The organism is Brevibacillus ruminantium, from assembly GCF_023746555.1.
GTDB classification, from domain to species: domain Bacteria; phylum Bacillota; class Bacilli; order Brevibacillales; family Brevibacillaceae; genus Brevibacillus; species Brevibacillus ruminantium.
Map to the genome: position 1 here is coordinate 5,265,801 of NZ_CP098755.1, position 14,304 is coordinate 5,280,104.

Sequence of the window (14,304 nt, forward strand, 5' to 3'; positions counted from 1 at the left end):
GCCGGTAACAAAGAAAGAGGGTGAAAAATGGATATTCTCAGCCGCGCATTTTTGTTGTTTGTCGATGCCACCTTTGCATCCAGCGCTGTGGCGCTTGTGGTCATGGTTGTTCTGAAGCTATTCCGCCATCGGCTGACCCCGCGCATCCGGCACATCATCTGGCTCATCGTGCTCGTACGCATGCTGGTGCCTGTGCTGCCCGCAAGTCCGATCAGCATGTTTTCTCTCCTCGACATTGGCACAAGGCTGGAACAGAGCTTTTCCGCCCAGAAGCCGGAGCCGCAAGCCGCGACAACGGACCTGCAGCAGACCATTCCTTTGCCAATTCCTCCGACACCAATCGAGAAACTTCCCGCAGATAACAAGGGCCCAAGCGAAGAGCGCACGTCTGATGAGAACCGCATCGGACATCTGCAGACCCCCTCTACCTATCCGGCGGCCGTGCAGATTGCTTCCGTTGTATGGCTGACGGGTGTGATTGGCTTCATGCTATATCTGAGCACGTTCCTGGTGCGGATGCAGCTAAAACGAAAAGAGCTGCGACTCGTCACAGAGCCTCACATCTTGTCCATCATGATAAAAAGCTGCAGACTTTACGGCCTGCAAAAGCCCATCCCGGTCTATACGGGAAACTTCGTGAGCAGTCCTTTCGTCAGCGGGCTGTTTCGCCCCTATATCTACCTTCCCGAAGGCATCTGCAAAGATTTTGGCGACGACCAGCTTTTCCACATCTTTTCGCATGAGCTGGCCCACTACAAACGCAAGGATATTGTTTTAAATGCCATCAGCAGCTTTACCCTGGCGATTCACTGGATGAATCCCTTGGCGTGGCTGAGCATCAGACAAATGAAGGCGGAGCAAGAGCTGGCTTGTGATGCGTATGTACTGGAGTTGCTTGGCGAAGCTGAGGCTGTGCCCTACGGCATGACCGTGATTGAGGGCGTAAAGCGTTATTCGTCCAATCGTCAGCCGCATCTGCTGTCTTTCTACGGAGCAAAAACAGAACTGGAGAGGAGAATCCATATGATCAAGTCTTTTAAACAAGGCTCGTATAAACTATCTGTGGCCGCTATTGCTTGCGTCGCCGTCCTTGGTGCTTTCACTCTCACCAATGCCAGTAGCACGGTCATTGCCAATAGCCCGAAAACCGAAGCTGTGACCAGCGAGGCAAAAGACGGGGGCGTACAAGCAAACAAACAAGAAAAGGTACTGTTTGATCCCCTGGATCGGACATTCAACAACTTGGAAAAGGCGGTTCGACTATCTGATTTGCCGTTTAAAGTCCCGGCGGTCTTGCCTGAAAACACGCAAATGGATCGAGTGAGTGTATCTCGGGAAAAGCTGGACCAGCCGGGCGTTTTTAAGACCACTTCAGTCAGCATCAGCTTCGAGCGCAACGGTTTAGTCAGCCTGTATGCCAGAGCAGGTGCCAACGACGTTGAATCTTTGCTTCAAGAAGTGAAATCGTGGTTCGAAGACCATTACACCGACATAAAAGAGGAAAAAGTTTTATTGAAGGGACGAGAAGGACGGGAAGTACTGAAAGCGACATTAACGCTACAGGACTCCCAGGAGGTAGTCTATGTCTGGATAGATCAGGGCATCGGGTACCAACTATTGCACTCAGGCAATTTGACGGAGCAGGAAAGCGCAGCGTTGATCAACTCCATGAAAGCTCCTGACCAGGAACTCTTCAGTCGATACGTAAATCCCGATTTGACAGACTTGCCTGTCTACGACACCGGAGATTTGGAGCGGCTTTTGAAGCCACTCGATTTCACGCCGAAGCTGCCCCTGCAACTGCCCGGCTCGTTTACGACCAATGGGCCTGATTTGACTACAAAAATCAACTTCAGTTTACCCGAGAACGAGGAAGACAAAAAAAGCAAAGTCTTCTTTATGTTTTTTACATCAGGGGAACGCCACTCAAAGGAATGGAAGCGGGTAAACTTTACGCAGATCAAGGATAACGGCATCTATGATAAAGTGAAAAAGGAGGGACAGATCGCTTACGGGCAAATTGACGGCCAGCCTTTTTTTGTCAAGGTAACGCCCGTGTCCATCAATGGACGTGAGGTGCTGAAGACAAACACGTATAAAATTGACGGAACGCTGAGCCCTCCGACTGATCCTAACTTGACTAGCTACCTTTGGAAAGAGGGAGACGTTTGCTATCAGGCGATGTTCCGTGATGACGGAACGGATCAGCTTGAGGTCGTCCGCTACCTGCTGAACGAAAAACCGGTTGATCTAAACAAGCTGCGCCAATAACCGACAGAAGAAAGAAGCCCGGAGCTTTTGCCCCGGGCCTTTTTGCGTAAGAGTCTTCTCGAATCTATCCCTTCAAGTTTTCCGGATTCAGTCCCGCAAGCTCCGGCAGGACAAACAATCCGTCTTTGCGTATCAGTACGTCGTCAAACCAGATCTCCCCGCCGCCGTATTCAGGGCGCTGGATGTTGACCATGTCCCAATGCACCTGGCTGCGGTTGCCGTTGTCTGCATTCTCATAAGCGCGACCGGGGGTGAAATGGAAGCTGCCCGCGATCTTTTCGTCAAACAAAATATCATTCATCGGATGCAGAATGTAGGGGTTGACGCCGATGGCAAACTCTCCAATGAAGCGCGCCCCTTCATCGCTGTCCAAAATCTCGTTCAGCCGTTTCGTATTGTTGGCAAAAGCCTCTACGATCTTGCCGTTTTCAAATGTCAGCCGGACGTTTTCAAAGCGGGTGCCCATATAGGATGTCGCCGCGTTAAAGGTGATCGTACCGTTTACCGAATCACGCACAGGGGCCGTGTAAATCTCGCCGTCCGGAATGTTGGCCTCACCCGCGCAGATAATGCTGGGAATTCCCTTGATCGAAAAGCTCAGGTCTGTTCCCGGTCCGGTCAATCTGACTTTGTCCGTTTTCTCCATCAGCTCTTTGAGCGGGAGAAAAGCTTCGTTCATTTTTTGATAATCGAGGGAGCAGACGTCAAAGTAAAAATCTTCAAAGGCTTCCGTCGACATGTTGGCACTCTGGGCCATCGACGCGGTCGGGTAGTTGAGCAGCGTCCAGCGCGTTTCGGACACGATGTAATCGTTCAGCGGCTGCATGACCTTTTGGTGGGCGCGGCGACGCTCTACCGGCACATCGGATGCTTCACTGTCATTTGTCGGCCCGTTAATCACGATAAAGGTTTGGATATCCTTGAACATGGGCTCTTCCCATTTAACCATGTAGGATGCCCGTTCCTCGCTCGCTCCCAGCAACAGCTCCCGCTGCAAAGATTGATCGATAATGCGGACAAATGGATAGGCCCCTTTGGCATACGCCTGTTTGACCAATTCCTTGGCCAAGACGTGCCCTTCCCCTCTGATCTCAATCAACAGACACTCTTTCTCCTGCAAACGAACCGAGTGATTCAACAAGTTTTCCGCCAGCTTGACAATGCGTGGATCCAACATCCTATCTCCCCCTGCGCATGTTCTTAATAAAAATAATTTTACCGAACATCCAGAAATTTATCAATTACCGAACATATTCTTTTTCCTGCTGCATCCAGATCCGCAGCGTCCACCTGCTCCTGGATATTCGTCACGTAAGAATCCTGCTTGTTTTCGTAACGGGGATCGTAATAGTGAACGAGCAGCAGCGTGATGGCCGTGCGGTAATCGCCGGATTGAAGCGCATCCTTCAGCCTTTTTGCCTGTTCCGTGGGAATCCGTCTGGCGATTTTCAGAAAAGCGGCTTCCACCTTTTCGGAAAAATCAGGTCTCCAGGAGAAGGGAACGACGTATTCATCATACAGGCGCTGAACGCGCACCTCCAGCGGCGCTGTCAGCTGGATGTGTACCGCCTGCTCCTTGGCTTGCATCAAAAAGTTCGGCAGCGTAGCATTTCCGATCCGTCTGCTTTCCGCTTCCATGATAAAGTACGGGGCGTTCTCGTAGCGGCGAAGCGTCTCGAACAGACGGGCATCAAACATTTTTTGGTTGGCTGGCTTGCCTTTGCCGATATCGCCAAACACCGAGCCGCGGTGACCTGCCATGCGCTCCAGATCGAGAACAGGCTGTCCGGCTGCTTCCAGTCGATGCAGCAGCTCTGTTTTCCCCACGCCAGTCATGCCATGCAACAAAAAGACGGGTTGCTCCAGCGCATACGGCTCGATCGTCCCGACCACATGCTTGCGATAAGCGCGATAGCCGCCCGTCAATCGGCGCACCGGTACTCCGGCAAAGGTAGCGAAGGTAGCCATTGCCCGGCTGCGCATGCCGCCTCGCCAGCAAAAAATTGTCGGCGGCTCGCCAAGCTCTTCTCCCCGTTGACGGATGGCATTCATCAAAGCCTCCATTTTGGGCGAGACGATTTGCATGCCGAGCCACTGTGCCGCCGCCTGCCCCTCTCGCTTATACGTAATCCCGACCTGGGCGCGTTCCCTATCACTAAACAAAGGAATATTGATTGCACCCGGTATCGTATCCCGAAAAAACTCCCCCGGAGAGCGTACATCAATCAAATTTGCGTATCCCTGATGCAGCAGTTCTTCGACCGTAATATCTTTCAATTTTCTCGTCACCCTTACTTCTGGTATCCTGAATGTATTGAGCTGTATCTCTGTATCTTTTGTATGTCTGTTTCTTATGTCCCAATTTTATCATGCCACGACAGAAGACTCACACCTCTAGGTGTTGGCACAGTGCCGCCAGAGGGGTCTTTCCACATTATTCCTCAGAGGTCAGGAGGTCATAACATGACTGAAAAAATCAAGCTTACTTCGCTTACGCAAAAAGGAGGCTGCGGCTGCAAAATCAGTCCTGACGCGCTGTCCTCCGTACTCAAAAATCTGCCAAAGCCTACTTCTCGCGATCCGCGGCTGCTGGTCGGCGTAGAAACGTCAGACGATGCAGGGGTCTACCAGTTAACCGATGATCTGGCAATTGTGCAGACGCTCGATTTCTTCACGCCGATCGTAGATGATCCGTACTGGTTTGGTCAAATCGCTGCGGCCAATGCGATCAGCGACGTCTTCGCCATGGGCGGAAAGCCCCTGACGGTGATGAACATCGTCGGCTTCCCCATTCACAAGCTGGACCCTGCCATCCTCACGGAGATCCTGCGCGGCGCTGCTGACAAAGTGGCAGAAGCAGGGGCAGTCCTGGTCGGGGGGCACTCCATCGACGATCAGGAGCCCAAATTCGGACTTGCGGTTACGGGCACGGTGCATCCGACCCGCGTCCTCACCAACGCAGGAGCCAAGCCGGGCGATGTCCTGATCCTGACCAAGCCCATCGGCGTCGGGATTCAAACCACTGCGATCAAACGGGAAGCGCTGTCCACGGAACAGACGGAGCTGGTCATGCACATTATGGCGACACTAAACAAATACGCGGCCGAATGCATGCAGGATTTCCCTGTTCATGCTTGCACAGATGTGACCGGGTTTGGTCTGCTGGGCCATTCTTTGGAAATGGCGGAAGGCAGCCGTGTTGGCATTCGCATCCGTCGCTCCGAGGTCCCCATCTTGCCGGGAACCCGCGATCTTGCCGAGCAAGGCATCGTTCCAGGTGGCAGCAAATCCAATTTTCGCTGGGTGTCGGACCGGGTGCGTTTTCCGGAAGAGATGGACGAGATCGATCGCCTGATCTTGTGTGATGCGGTTACTTCTGGCGGTTTGCTGATCAGCCTGCCTGCGGCAGACGGCGAAATCCTCTTGGAAAAGCTGCATGCAGCGGGAGTCGAGTGGGCCCGTATCATTGCGGACGTGGTAGCGGATCATCCGGGTGTGATTACGGTTGCTCCGTAGCGGCCTGTCTCCAGAAAAAAGGGAAAAGGAAGAAAAAGCAAAAAATATCTTGCATTTTTTTACGCAGGTAGAGTATTCTAATCAACAAGAGTTGATCTGAAAAATAACTTTTAAAAGACGGGAGCGTTGGTTCATGACAATCACTGTAGTTTCTATGATTTAGATGAGGGACCTTATCGAGGGTCCCGCCCTTGATAAAACCCTATCTGAATGCAAGAAGCTGCAGGTTGCCTGAACCGCTTCCGTCTTTTTCCGATATGGGACTCCGGTTGGAATCGAGTCGTTATTTTGTCGATTCTACATGCGGGATACGTGTCTTTTCTTTGCGTACCCCAAAGACCCGGCCCCTCCTATCCAGACGAAAAAGCGCAAGTGGATGAGGTTTCTACTCACCCTTTGCGCTTTTGTTGTTTTCCCCGGACCGAACCTTACATGGTTCACGTGGACTTTTCATCACGCCAAGCCGGACGACAGGAGCAGAAAAAGGCACCTGCAGACGAGACAAACACTTCTTTGTGGGATCGGAGGAATCCTGGTCATGATTTGGCGCTCTTGGGATTTGAATTTAAAGGTTCGTCTGCTCGGCGAGTTGATTACGCATACGTTTTTTTGGATGTACTTTCCTTTTATAGCCCTTTACTTCAGCGACACATTTGGCAAAGATGTGGCGGGCCTGCTGTTAACAGTTCCCCCTTTGCTCGGGATCTTCTCCAACCTGGCCGGCGGATATCTGGCGGATCGGATCGGGCGGAAAAAGACCATGCTGATCTCAATTTCAACCTCTTCCGTAATGTTCGGCCTGTTTGCCTTTTCCCCCTCCCCCTGGATTGATTATCTGGCTTTTATCGGGATCGGGATGGCCGGGTCGATGTTTTGGCCGGCAAGCTCTGCCATGGTGGCGGATCTGACCACCGAAGAAGATCGCCGGGTTGTCTTCGCTACCTTTTACACGGCCATGAATATCGGGGTGGTGCTGGGTCCGGTACTCGGTTCGATTTTCTTCGTGCATTACCGTTTTGAGCTGCTTTTGGTCTGTACGATTGTGGAGTTCCTCTATGGGATCGCCATCTTTTTCTTGATCAAGGAAACACTCCCGGCACTCACGGGCAAGAGAGAGGCCAGCGCGGCACCGCCGGCTCGCTTTTCTTTGAGGGAGCAGTTCCGGAACTACGCGATTATTTTCAAAGACAAACCGTTTGCCATCTACATTCTGGCGGGTGTATTGGTTGCGATTGCCTTCATGCAGCTTGACCTGTACATGGCGTTGTATGTGAAAGAAAACGTACACAGTCAGCCGTTGGTCTGGTGGGGCAACTGGTCTTTTTCCATCGGGGGCACTTCTGCTTTTGGCTGGCTGATGGGCTTGAATGGTTTGCTAGTGGTTCTGTTTACGCTGCCCGTCACCCACTGGTTTCAAAGCTGGAGCGACCGAAACAGTCTGATTCTGTCCTCGACGCTCTACGGCTTCGGATTTTTCCTGATGGCCTTTACGTCAAATATCTGGCTGCTGTTCGGCTGTATGTTCGTTCTCACCCTGGGTGAGCTGATTCGTACGCCTGTCGTCCAAAGCTTTATCAGCAAATACGCACCTGAGGATGCACGCGGGCAATACATGGGAGCATCGTCGTTGCAATTTTCGCTTGGCCGCTTTATCGCGCCGCTTGCTATCGGCCTGTCTCAATGGATGGCTCCCATCGGCATTTTTTCGATCATTTTGGGCATTTCTTTGTTGAGTGCTTTGTTGTATGTTTATATGTTCCGGTTGATTCCTCAGAAGAAAAACGCCGATCAAAGATCTTAATTCCTGAGAATAAAAGTCTGTCACTAGAAGTTCGAAAATCAAGGGAGTCTGTTTATTGTTAAGCAGACTCCTTATTCAACTTTTTTGGTCCAACTCTACCGTCTTAAAATAAATTATGTATCTTTTTTACTAACAAATAAAATCTAAAATAGGGTAGAGTAGCATATTTTTACCATAAATTACAATTTTCATTGACAAATTTCACCTCTCATAATTAATATTATAATATACCAAATTTAGGGAGTTCTTTAGCTTGAAGAAAGTATTGTTTGCAGTTCTTTCAACTATGCTCTAGCTTTCGAATCCTTTCTTTATATTCACGAGGATGAGAGTTAACATACTCATCGTTGGCATCAACTAAATCTCCATTAAGTGAATATTCACTATCTTGATCGTCGAGCGAAAATTCAACGCCTCTTTCCTCCTACTGGTCCTTCTTGGGAGTTTGAACAAGGTATTAGTTATTCAAAAGTAGCGATCGTGCATCATTTTTGCTTGAACAACAATAATACACCTGGTGATATTATGGACGATGCTGTTAGTGCGAATACAGCAGCAACTTCTGCGAGCAGCAGCAAGTTGGAAGCAATATGCATTTAGTGAGGTTGAGGGACCAGGTATCTTGTACATGTTTGTTCTCCCGGCTCAGGATTTCGATAAACCCCTAATTTGAACTTCCTGGAATCAGGGAGTATCTTGACCGTCTAAATTAGCTTTAAAGTGTTTTACGATGATGGCTTTACCACCTAAAACGACATGAAAAGTCCCCTATCAAAAGGGGACTTTCTCAAAACTCTAACTGAGATTCCCCCTATTTTTACTCGAAGAAGAAGGAATGGTTTTCATGTATAGAAAAATATTGTTTGCACTGTTTTTATGTCTCATTTTGTTTGGTTGTCAACCAAAAGAAATCAATGACCCTTCTGAGCCCAATATAACTACAAACGAAGATAATGCACTCATCACTTTTATTCATCAAAAAACAGATGAACAGATGGGGTTTAAGGTTGAAGATTTTAAAATAGTAAAAGTATCACATATCGAGAATAGTGCATTTGGACAATTGTTATTCAAAAAGAATAATATTTTTTATGAAGGTTTATTTTATACAGAAAAGATTAATGCGTCCTGGGATATTGTTCATCTGGAAACTACACAAATGGACTCACAGTCTCCCTTTACCAAAATGCAGCTTGCGGGCAAACTGCGAAATAAAGAATCCAGCTTCCACATCGTTAGTGGAATCATTCATGATAAACGAATCAAATCTATCCAGATAACCTATCCAAATAACGAATCGTCTATCATCATGATTGATAATGATGATAGATACTATTTTGATGTAAAGATTGGTGTTAGCACGTTTTCAACGATTGTTGCCTACGATGACAGCCACAATGAAATCAGCTCCTAGTGAACTACTCTCCACTTAGGCTAACGCCTTGAAGTGGGAGCTTCTCAAATCCACGACGAAAGTAACCTTTCGTCTCCTCGAGCGTTACTTCGGGTAGTCCCTACCCTAGATGTCCTACGTTTCGGAGTTCTTTTGTTACCTTGGATATTTTACGCATGGAAGGATAAGCTTGGTTTTCGCATTTTGTTTCTCCATGCAACCCCATATATCCAGTTATCAAAGAACATCATAAGTAGATTTTACCAAAGTGTTGGACAACTGAACAGGCAAAAGCCTGTCCTTGTCCGAAGTCGATTCATCCCCCGCTTACAACCAAACGCTGTAAGGTTTTAGAAGTGGGAGACTTCTCGACCTATAAGTTAAACTCCAAAAAGCATCCCGCCACTTGTCAGAAAGTGAAACGGGATGCTTTTTCATGTTTTTCATAATCAAAGCGGACACTATTCTTCTTTCTTGGTATCGCTCGGCAGCATATACTCCGTCTGATCAAACTTGCCGCGCATCCATTTGTACGTGTCATCATAGATGCCGCGAATTACCGGGTCGTCACTGTTCACGGCATGCAGCAGCGTTTTGGAGCCGAAGTAGTAAGCGTGGATGTTGTTCTTGTCCATGCCGAATCTGTGCGTCGCAATCAACTGGTTGTAGTAGATCTGGAGGAACTTCGGATCATTGTACATCTTGGCATCCCCTTCGATCTCTACATCCATCCCGTATTTTTGGATCACTTCCAGTGTGCCCTCGATCCGGTCGAGCGGAATCGGCTTATCCGAATAGTAGCTGGGCTGCAGGAATGCCGCATCGAAGTAGAGGGATTTCCACTCTGACAGGCCCGGTGCACCGAAGTACGGAATCCAGTAATAACGCAGTGAATCCTCGTGCACCATCCTGCCCATGTCGCGGATCAGGTCTCGCTCCCTCGGTCCGCTGTCCTCCACCAGCTCGTGGAACCAGTAGATGCCGTCCAGCTTCAGATACTGGAAGCCCGCCTGATCCCAGCGCTTTTTCAATTCGCTGTAATACCATTCCAGCGCCTGCTTGCGGTTTTGATACGCTTTTTCCTCGCCTACCTGCTTCGCAGAGAAAGAGAGAGACTCCTTGTTTGGATCGAGCTTTCCAAAGTCCGTCTGGGCGCCATTGGGATACGGCAGCGCCAGCACGACATTTTCTACGTACGTGTTGGCATACAGGGTGCCCCGCAGCCTGTTGAACTCGCGCATCGCATCATTTAATGCTTCCAGCTGCTGATTCGAGGCAAACAGGTCTTTTTGGTATTCCAGCCATTTCTCTTTGGTCGCCGGCATGGTTTGATACGGCAGGAACAGGATGGTGTCAAACATCTGATCGCGCATATAGCCGTCCTTGGTGCGATAGCCTACCATCGGGAGAAAATCTTCTTTGGTCCAGGTGCCCAGTTGTCCATGGTCCCCCGTGTAAGCCAGCAGCATGTTTTCAACGCGGCGTACATTTTTCTTCTCGGCCTGTGGATCAGCCTGGTTGGCAAACGGGAGCAGCACGGATGGCGCTGTTTGATTTCGCCCGTCTCGTCCCCACACCTCAAGCTGTCTGGCGAAAGCAAATACCTTCACCGGGAAGGATACTCGTACATAGCGGGTTTCCACCTGCGGCAGTGTAACGGCCAAAGTGCGTTCCAGAATAGCGTCTTCTGCCTGAGAGATGTCGTGCTTGGCTTTTCCGGCGAAATACCACGCCTTGCCGTCAGGGGACACCTCGACATCCATCCACTCCGGAATGGTGATGCCTGAGCTTTTTGCGTGTCTAAAGGTAAGTGCCACCCGCTCCAGTTGTTTGGGCTCCGGCAAAACGACGGTTACCTTCCGGCCGAATTGGCGATTGTAGCCGGTCCATGTATCCGAAGGTGTGACCAGACCGCCGACCGGACCCGGATACTGTTTTTCAACCTCGCGGAAGTAGGCATCCTCTTTCCCGAAAGGTTTGACTGACGTAAAGCTGCCCGGCGCCAGATTGACCAGCTCGTCCGCCGCTTCAACGCTCTGCTCTTCTTCCTCTTCGTCTGGAACGGCATGATCGACAGATTCGGTGCCATCCTTGTCCGATGCCGTTTGATTGGTTGTCGCCTGATCCGTCGCTGCGGACTGGTTTTTCCCGGCAGTCCCCTCCGCTTTTTCTTTGCTTGCAGAGTCAGCAGCCGGCGTGCTTGTGCTTGCGTTTGTTTGAACATCTGCTTTGTAGTCGGTTTTTGTGTCGGTTTTTGTACCTGCATCCGTTTTTGTATCTGCTTTTGTATCTGTTTTTGAGTCTGTTTTTGTTTCCGTGCTCGTCTCAGCCTTTTCCTTTTCCGCTCCCTGCTCCAGATCAGCCGTTTTGCCTGCATGCGAATCGACAGGCGCTGGCGTGATCTCCACGGGAAGGGTAATGGAGCGAAGCCCGACGCTTACGGTCAGTATGCCCTTGCCAGGGGTTGGCCCGGCGGTAAAGGTTCCGTCTGGCGACATCACACCCAGAGTGGGTTGGTCAAAGGCAAAGACAGGGGTAAAGGGCAGTGCTCCTCCGCCCGGGCGGGTCACCTCGACCTGTTCGCTGGTGCCCGCCATCACGGTCAGCTTCGTCTTGTTTACGGTGAAATCGGCTTTCTCCGCCAGTTGGTAGCGTGCCGTCCAGACGCGCTCTGCAATCAGAGCGGCATCTGCTCTGGTCACTTGGCCTTGCGGGCGAAAGACCCCGTTTGCCCCTTTCATCCAGCCTTGTGCAGTAACAGAAGCGACGGCTTCCTTGGCGTAGTCGGCAATTTCGTCCTGGTCAGCATACGTTTCCTGCTCCGCCACTTGTTTGGTGCCGCTGCCCGCTTTCCACAGCCTGTCCAATATGACCGCCAACTCCTGCCGGGTCAAAGCGTCCTTGGCTCCCAGCGTACCGTCGCTGCGTCCGTTCAGTACACCTAGCTCGGCCAGTCCGTATATGTAGGGGGCGTAGGCACTTTCTTGTGAAACATCGTCGAACTTATGCTCTCGCGGAAGCTTCGGCTGAACTCCCATCGCCTTGGACAGCAAGACGAATACATCCTGCCGGGAAATGGACTCCTGGGGATGGAAAAGGTCTCCCCCCTGTCCGCTGATCAGGCCCAGAGATGTCAAATGATAAACAGCGTCGCGCGCATAGCTGTTCCCCAGGTCAGTAAAGGTAATGGTCTGCTCTTCCGGCATTGACTCTGCCGGTTGCGCCTGTTTATCCGGCTCTGCCTCCGGTACCTTGGCAGAAGGGTCCGTCGCTGCCAAAGCTGAGCTCGTCATCAACGACAACGCCAAAAGCGCAGCCATAACCCTCCCTGTCTTACGTGTCACACCCATTTTTTCTCCTCCATTTTTCTGCATCTTTCTGGTATCCAACCGTTATTGGCTTGGGGGCTGGGACGAGTTTGGGCGCGGCGGCCGCGGACCGAAGAACTGGTAGTAGTCCACCTTGATGTTCCCGTTGTAGAGCTTTCGTTTTTTGCTCGCTTTTCGTCCAAACGCCTCTTCAAACTGCTCATCTGAGGTCAGGAAGTAGAACGACCACGTGTCCAGCGCGGCAAATGTCTGCCCCATCTCCCGGTACAAGCGGCTTGCCTGTTTCCAGTCACCCAGCCGTTCCCCATAGGGCGGGTTGCAGATCAGGTAGCCGTACTTCCGCTTCGTCCGCACATCCCTGACATCCATCTGTTGAAAATGGATGTATTCGTCCACGCCCGCTTCCCCGGCATTGCGCCTCGCTACACGCAAGATATCCTCGTCAATGTCTGTCCCGATAATCTCCAGGGGCTGGTCATACCGGGCCAGATCATGCGTCTCCGCCCGCGCTTCCCGCCATGCCGTTTTCGGGATGGTCGGCCAGGATTCCGAGACAAATTCCCGGTTCATGCCCGGCGCGATATTTTGTCCGATCAGCGCCGCTTCAATCGGGAGCGTCCCCGAACCGCACATCGGGTCCATGAACACGCGATCCGGCTTCCAGCGTGACAACAAAATCATCGCTGCGGCCATCGTCTCTTTGAGAGGAGCGGCACCGATCAGCGTCCGATACCCACGCTTGTGCAGCCCAGCCCCCGTCGTGTCAATCGTCAGTGTCGCCGTATCTTTTAGCAAAGCCACTTCGATTTTGTACAAAGGCCCTTTTTCCTCAAACCAATCCTGCTTGTACGTTTTTTTCAGGCTTTCCACGACTGCCTTTTTGACGATCGCCTGGCAATCCGGCACGCTGTAGAGTGTGGATTTTACCGATTTTCCCTCGACCGGGAAAGTGGCATCCGCCGGAATCCAGTCAGACCAAGGCAATGCTTTGGTCTTCTCAAATAATTCGTCAAAGGTCGTCGCCTGAAATTCCCCTATTTTTAGACGCACGCGATCCGCAGTTCGTAACCACAAATTTGTCCGAGCGATGGCAGAAATGTCCGCTGTAAATTCAACCTTGCCGTTGTCCACCCGAACATCCTGATAACCCAACGCTTTTACCTCTTCGGCCACGACCGATTCGAGACCGAACGTCGCCGTCGCAATCAATTCCACTTTTTGCATGATACGATCTCCTGTCCTTGCTAAATGGCAGGGTGCTTTCCCCCTATCATATATTACCCGATTCTCTGGGGATATTGGAAATGTTCTACATGAGAAAACTTCATTACTTGAAAAGCACCTGGATTCGCGGCCGTAGTGAGAAGAAGCATGTTTCCCTGCTTAGCTCCGTATTACGCCCTGCAGGGATGTGTGGGCTGTCCGCTCCGCATCGGTGGTCGGGGGTTCGCAAAAGCAGTGTCGCTCCGAGGCAAATCAGGGTTGCGCCCCTGTTTCCCGCCCACCGCTGCTCCGCTAGGCTGGGCTCCACAGTCGCAACGCAGGGAAACACGCTTCTTCTCGTTACAGTGGATCTATTTAAGAAATGCCAAACAGAAAGAGTTAGATTGATCCTGGAAGATATCTGTAGCATGATCATTGATGTTTACGATAGAACCATCATTTACGGTGGAATTCCGTTTGAATAAAAATTGATAAAAATGATTGAACATGCTTGTATCGTTTCGTCATCCGCTTACCAGTGAGGTTTACTTTTAGATAAAGGAAAAATATTTATTAACCATAATATGGAAATGGAACTACATCTCTGAGTTTTCCGAAATGATTCATGTATGATATCGATCATTTAGCTACAACGCTTTTGATTTCTCCAACGGGGTGAGCGGACCTGTCTTTTGTAAACCTTTTCTTCCAGTACTTGCTCCCACATCTTTTAAAAAACACCGGCTTCGAGAAGAAGCATGTTTCCCTGCGGCGCGACTGTGGAGCCCTGC

General features: G+C 50.6%; 8 protein-coding genes. 4 read left to right on the forward strand and 4 right to left on the reverse strand.

Annotated features, from left to right (window positions below; genetic code table 11):
• The first annotated feature begins 27 nt into the window (after positions 1-27).
• Positions 28-2,271 (forward strand): M56 family metallopeptidase, encoded by a 2,244-nt coding sequence (locus NDK47_RS25835; protein WP_251872568.1) that lies wholly within the window; start codon positions 28-30, stop codon positions 2,269-2,271.
• A 64-nt stretch (positions 2,272-2,335) separates the two neighbouring features.
• Here the strand turns inward: NDK47_RS25835 and NDK47_RS25840 are convergent, their stop codons facing one another.
• Positions 2,336-3,448 carry an aminopeptidase gene (locus NDK47_RS25840; protein ID WP_251872569.1) on the reverse strand — a complete coding sequence of 371 codons (1,113 nt, stop codon included), beginning with the start codon at positions 3,446-3,448 and terminating at the stop codon, positions 2,336-2,338.
• Between the two features lie 38 nt (positions 3,449-3,486).
• Positions 3,487-4,548, reverse strand: a complete 1,062-nt coding sequence (gene mnmH / locus NDK47_RS25845) for a tRNA 2-selenouridine(34) synthase MnmH (RefSeq protein ID WP_251872570.1) — start codon at positions 4,546-4,548, stop codon at positions 3,487-3,489.
• Positions 4,549-4,734: 186 nt separating this feature from the next.
• Between mnmH and selD the strand changes: the two genes are divergently transcribed.
• The 3 genes from selD to NDK47_RS25860 all read left to right on the forward strand — a co-directional run bounded on the left by selD (position 4,735) and on the right by NDK47_RS25860 (position 9,002).
• On the forward strand, positions 4,735-5,787 hold the full coding sequence (gene selD, locus NDK47_RS25850; protein WP_251872571.1) for a selenide, water dikinase SelD: 1,053 nt from the start codon (positions 4,735-4,737) through the stop codon (positions 5,785-5,787).
• Positions 5,788-6,325: 538 nt separating this feature from the next.
• Entirely contained in the window at positions 6,326-7,588 is a 1,263-nt protein-coding gene (locus NDK47_RS25855) for an MDR family MFS transporter (RefSeq protein ID WP_251872572.1), read from the forward strand.
• An 844-nt stretch (positions 7,589-8,432) separates the two neighbouring features.
• Positions 8,433-9,002 carry a hypothetical protein gene (locus tag NDK47_RS25860; RefSeq protein ID WP_251872573.1) on the forward strand — a complete coding sequence of 190 codons (570 nt, stop codon included), beginning with the start codon at positions 8,433-8,435 and terminating at the stop codon, positions 9,000-9,002.
• Between the two features lie 440 nt (positions 9,003-9,442).
• On the opposite strand, the gene NDK47_RS25865 is transcribed toward NDK47_RS25860, so the two are convergent.
• Complete coding sequence (locus NDK47_RS25865; protein ID WP_251872574.1) at positions 9,443-12,331, reverse strand: DUF4855 domain-containing protein; 2,889 nt, start codon at positions 12,329-12,331, stop codon at positions 9,443-9,445.
• Positions 12,332-12,373: 42 nt separating this feature from the next.
• A complete protein-coding gene (locus NDK47_RS25870) occupies positions 12,374-13,534 on the reverse strand; it encodes a THUMP domain-containing class I SAM-dependent RNA methyltransferase (protein WP_251872575.1) in 1,161 nt (386 codons plus the stop codon).
• Positions 13,535-14,304: the final 770 nt, after the last annotated feature.

Excerpts from the sequence above, each read along its gene's own strand:
- NDK47_RS25835 (WP_251872568.1), top strand. The coding sequence starts at position 28 with ATGGATATTCTCAGCCGCGCATTTTTGTTGTTTGTCGATGCCACCTTT.
- NDK47_RS25840 (WP_251872569.1), bottom strand. The coding sequence starts at position 3,448 with ATGTTGGATCCACGCATTGTCAAGCTGGCGGAAAACTTGTTGAATCAC.
- selD (WP_251872571.1), top strand. The coding sequence starts at position 4,735 with ATGACTGAAAAAATCAAGCTTACTTCGCTTACGCAAAAAGGAGGCTGC.
- NDK47_RS25855 (WP_251872572.1), top strand. The coding sequence starts at position 6,326 with ATGATTTGGCGCTCTTGGGATTTGAATTTAAAGGTTCGTCTGCTCGGC.
- NDK47_RS25860 (WP_251872573.1), top strand. The coding sequence starts at position 8,433 with ATGTATAGAAAAATATTGTTTGCACTGTTTTTATGTCTCATTTTGTTT.
- NDK47_RS25865 (WP_251872574.1), bottom strand. The coding sequence starts at position 12,331 with ATGGGTGTGACACGTAAGACAGGGAGGGTTATGGCTGCGCTTTTGGCG.
- NDK47_RS25870 (WP_251872575.1), bottom strand. The coding sequence starts at position 13,534 with ATGCAAAAAGTGGAATTGATTGCGACGGCGACGTTCGGTCTCGAATCG.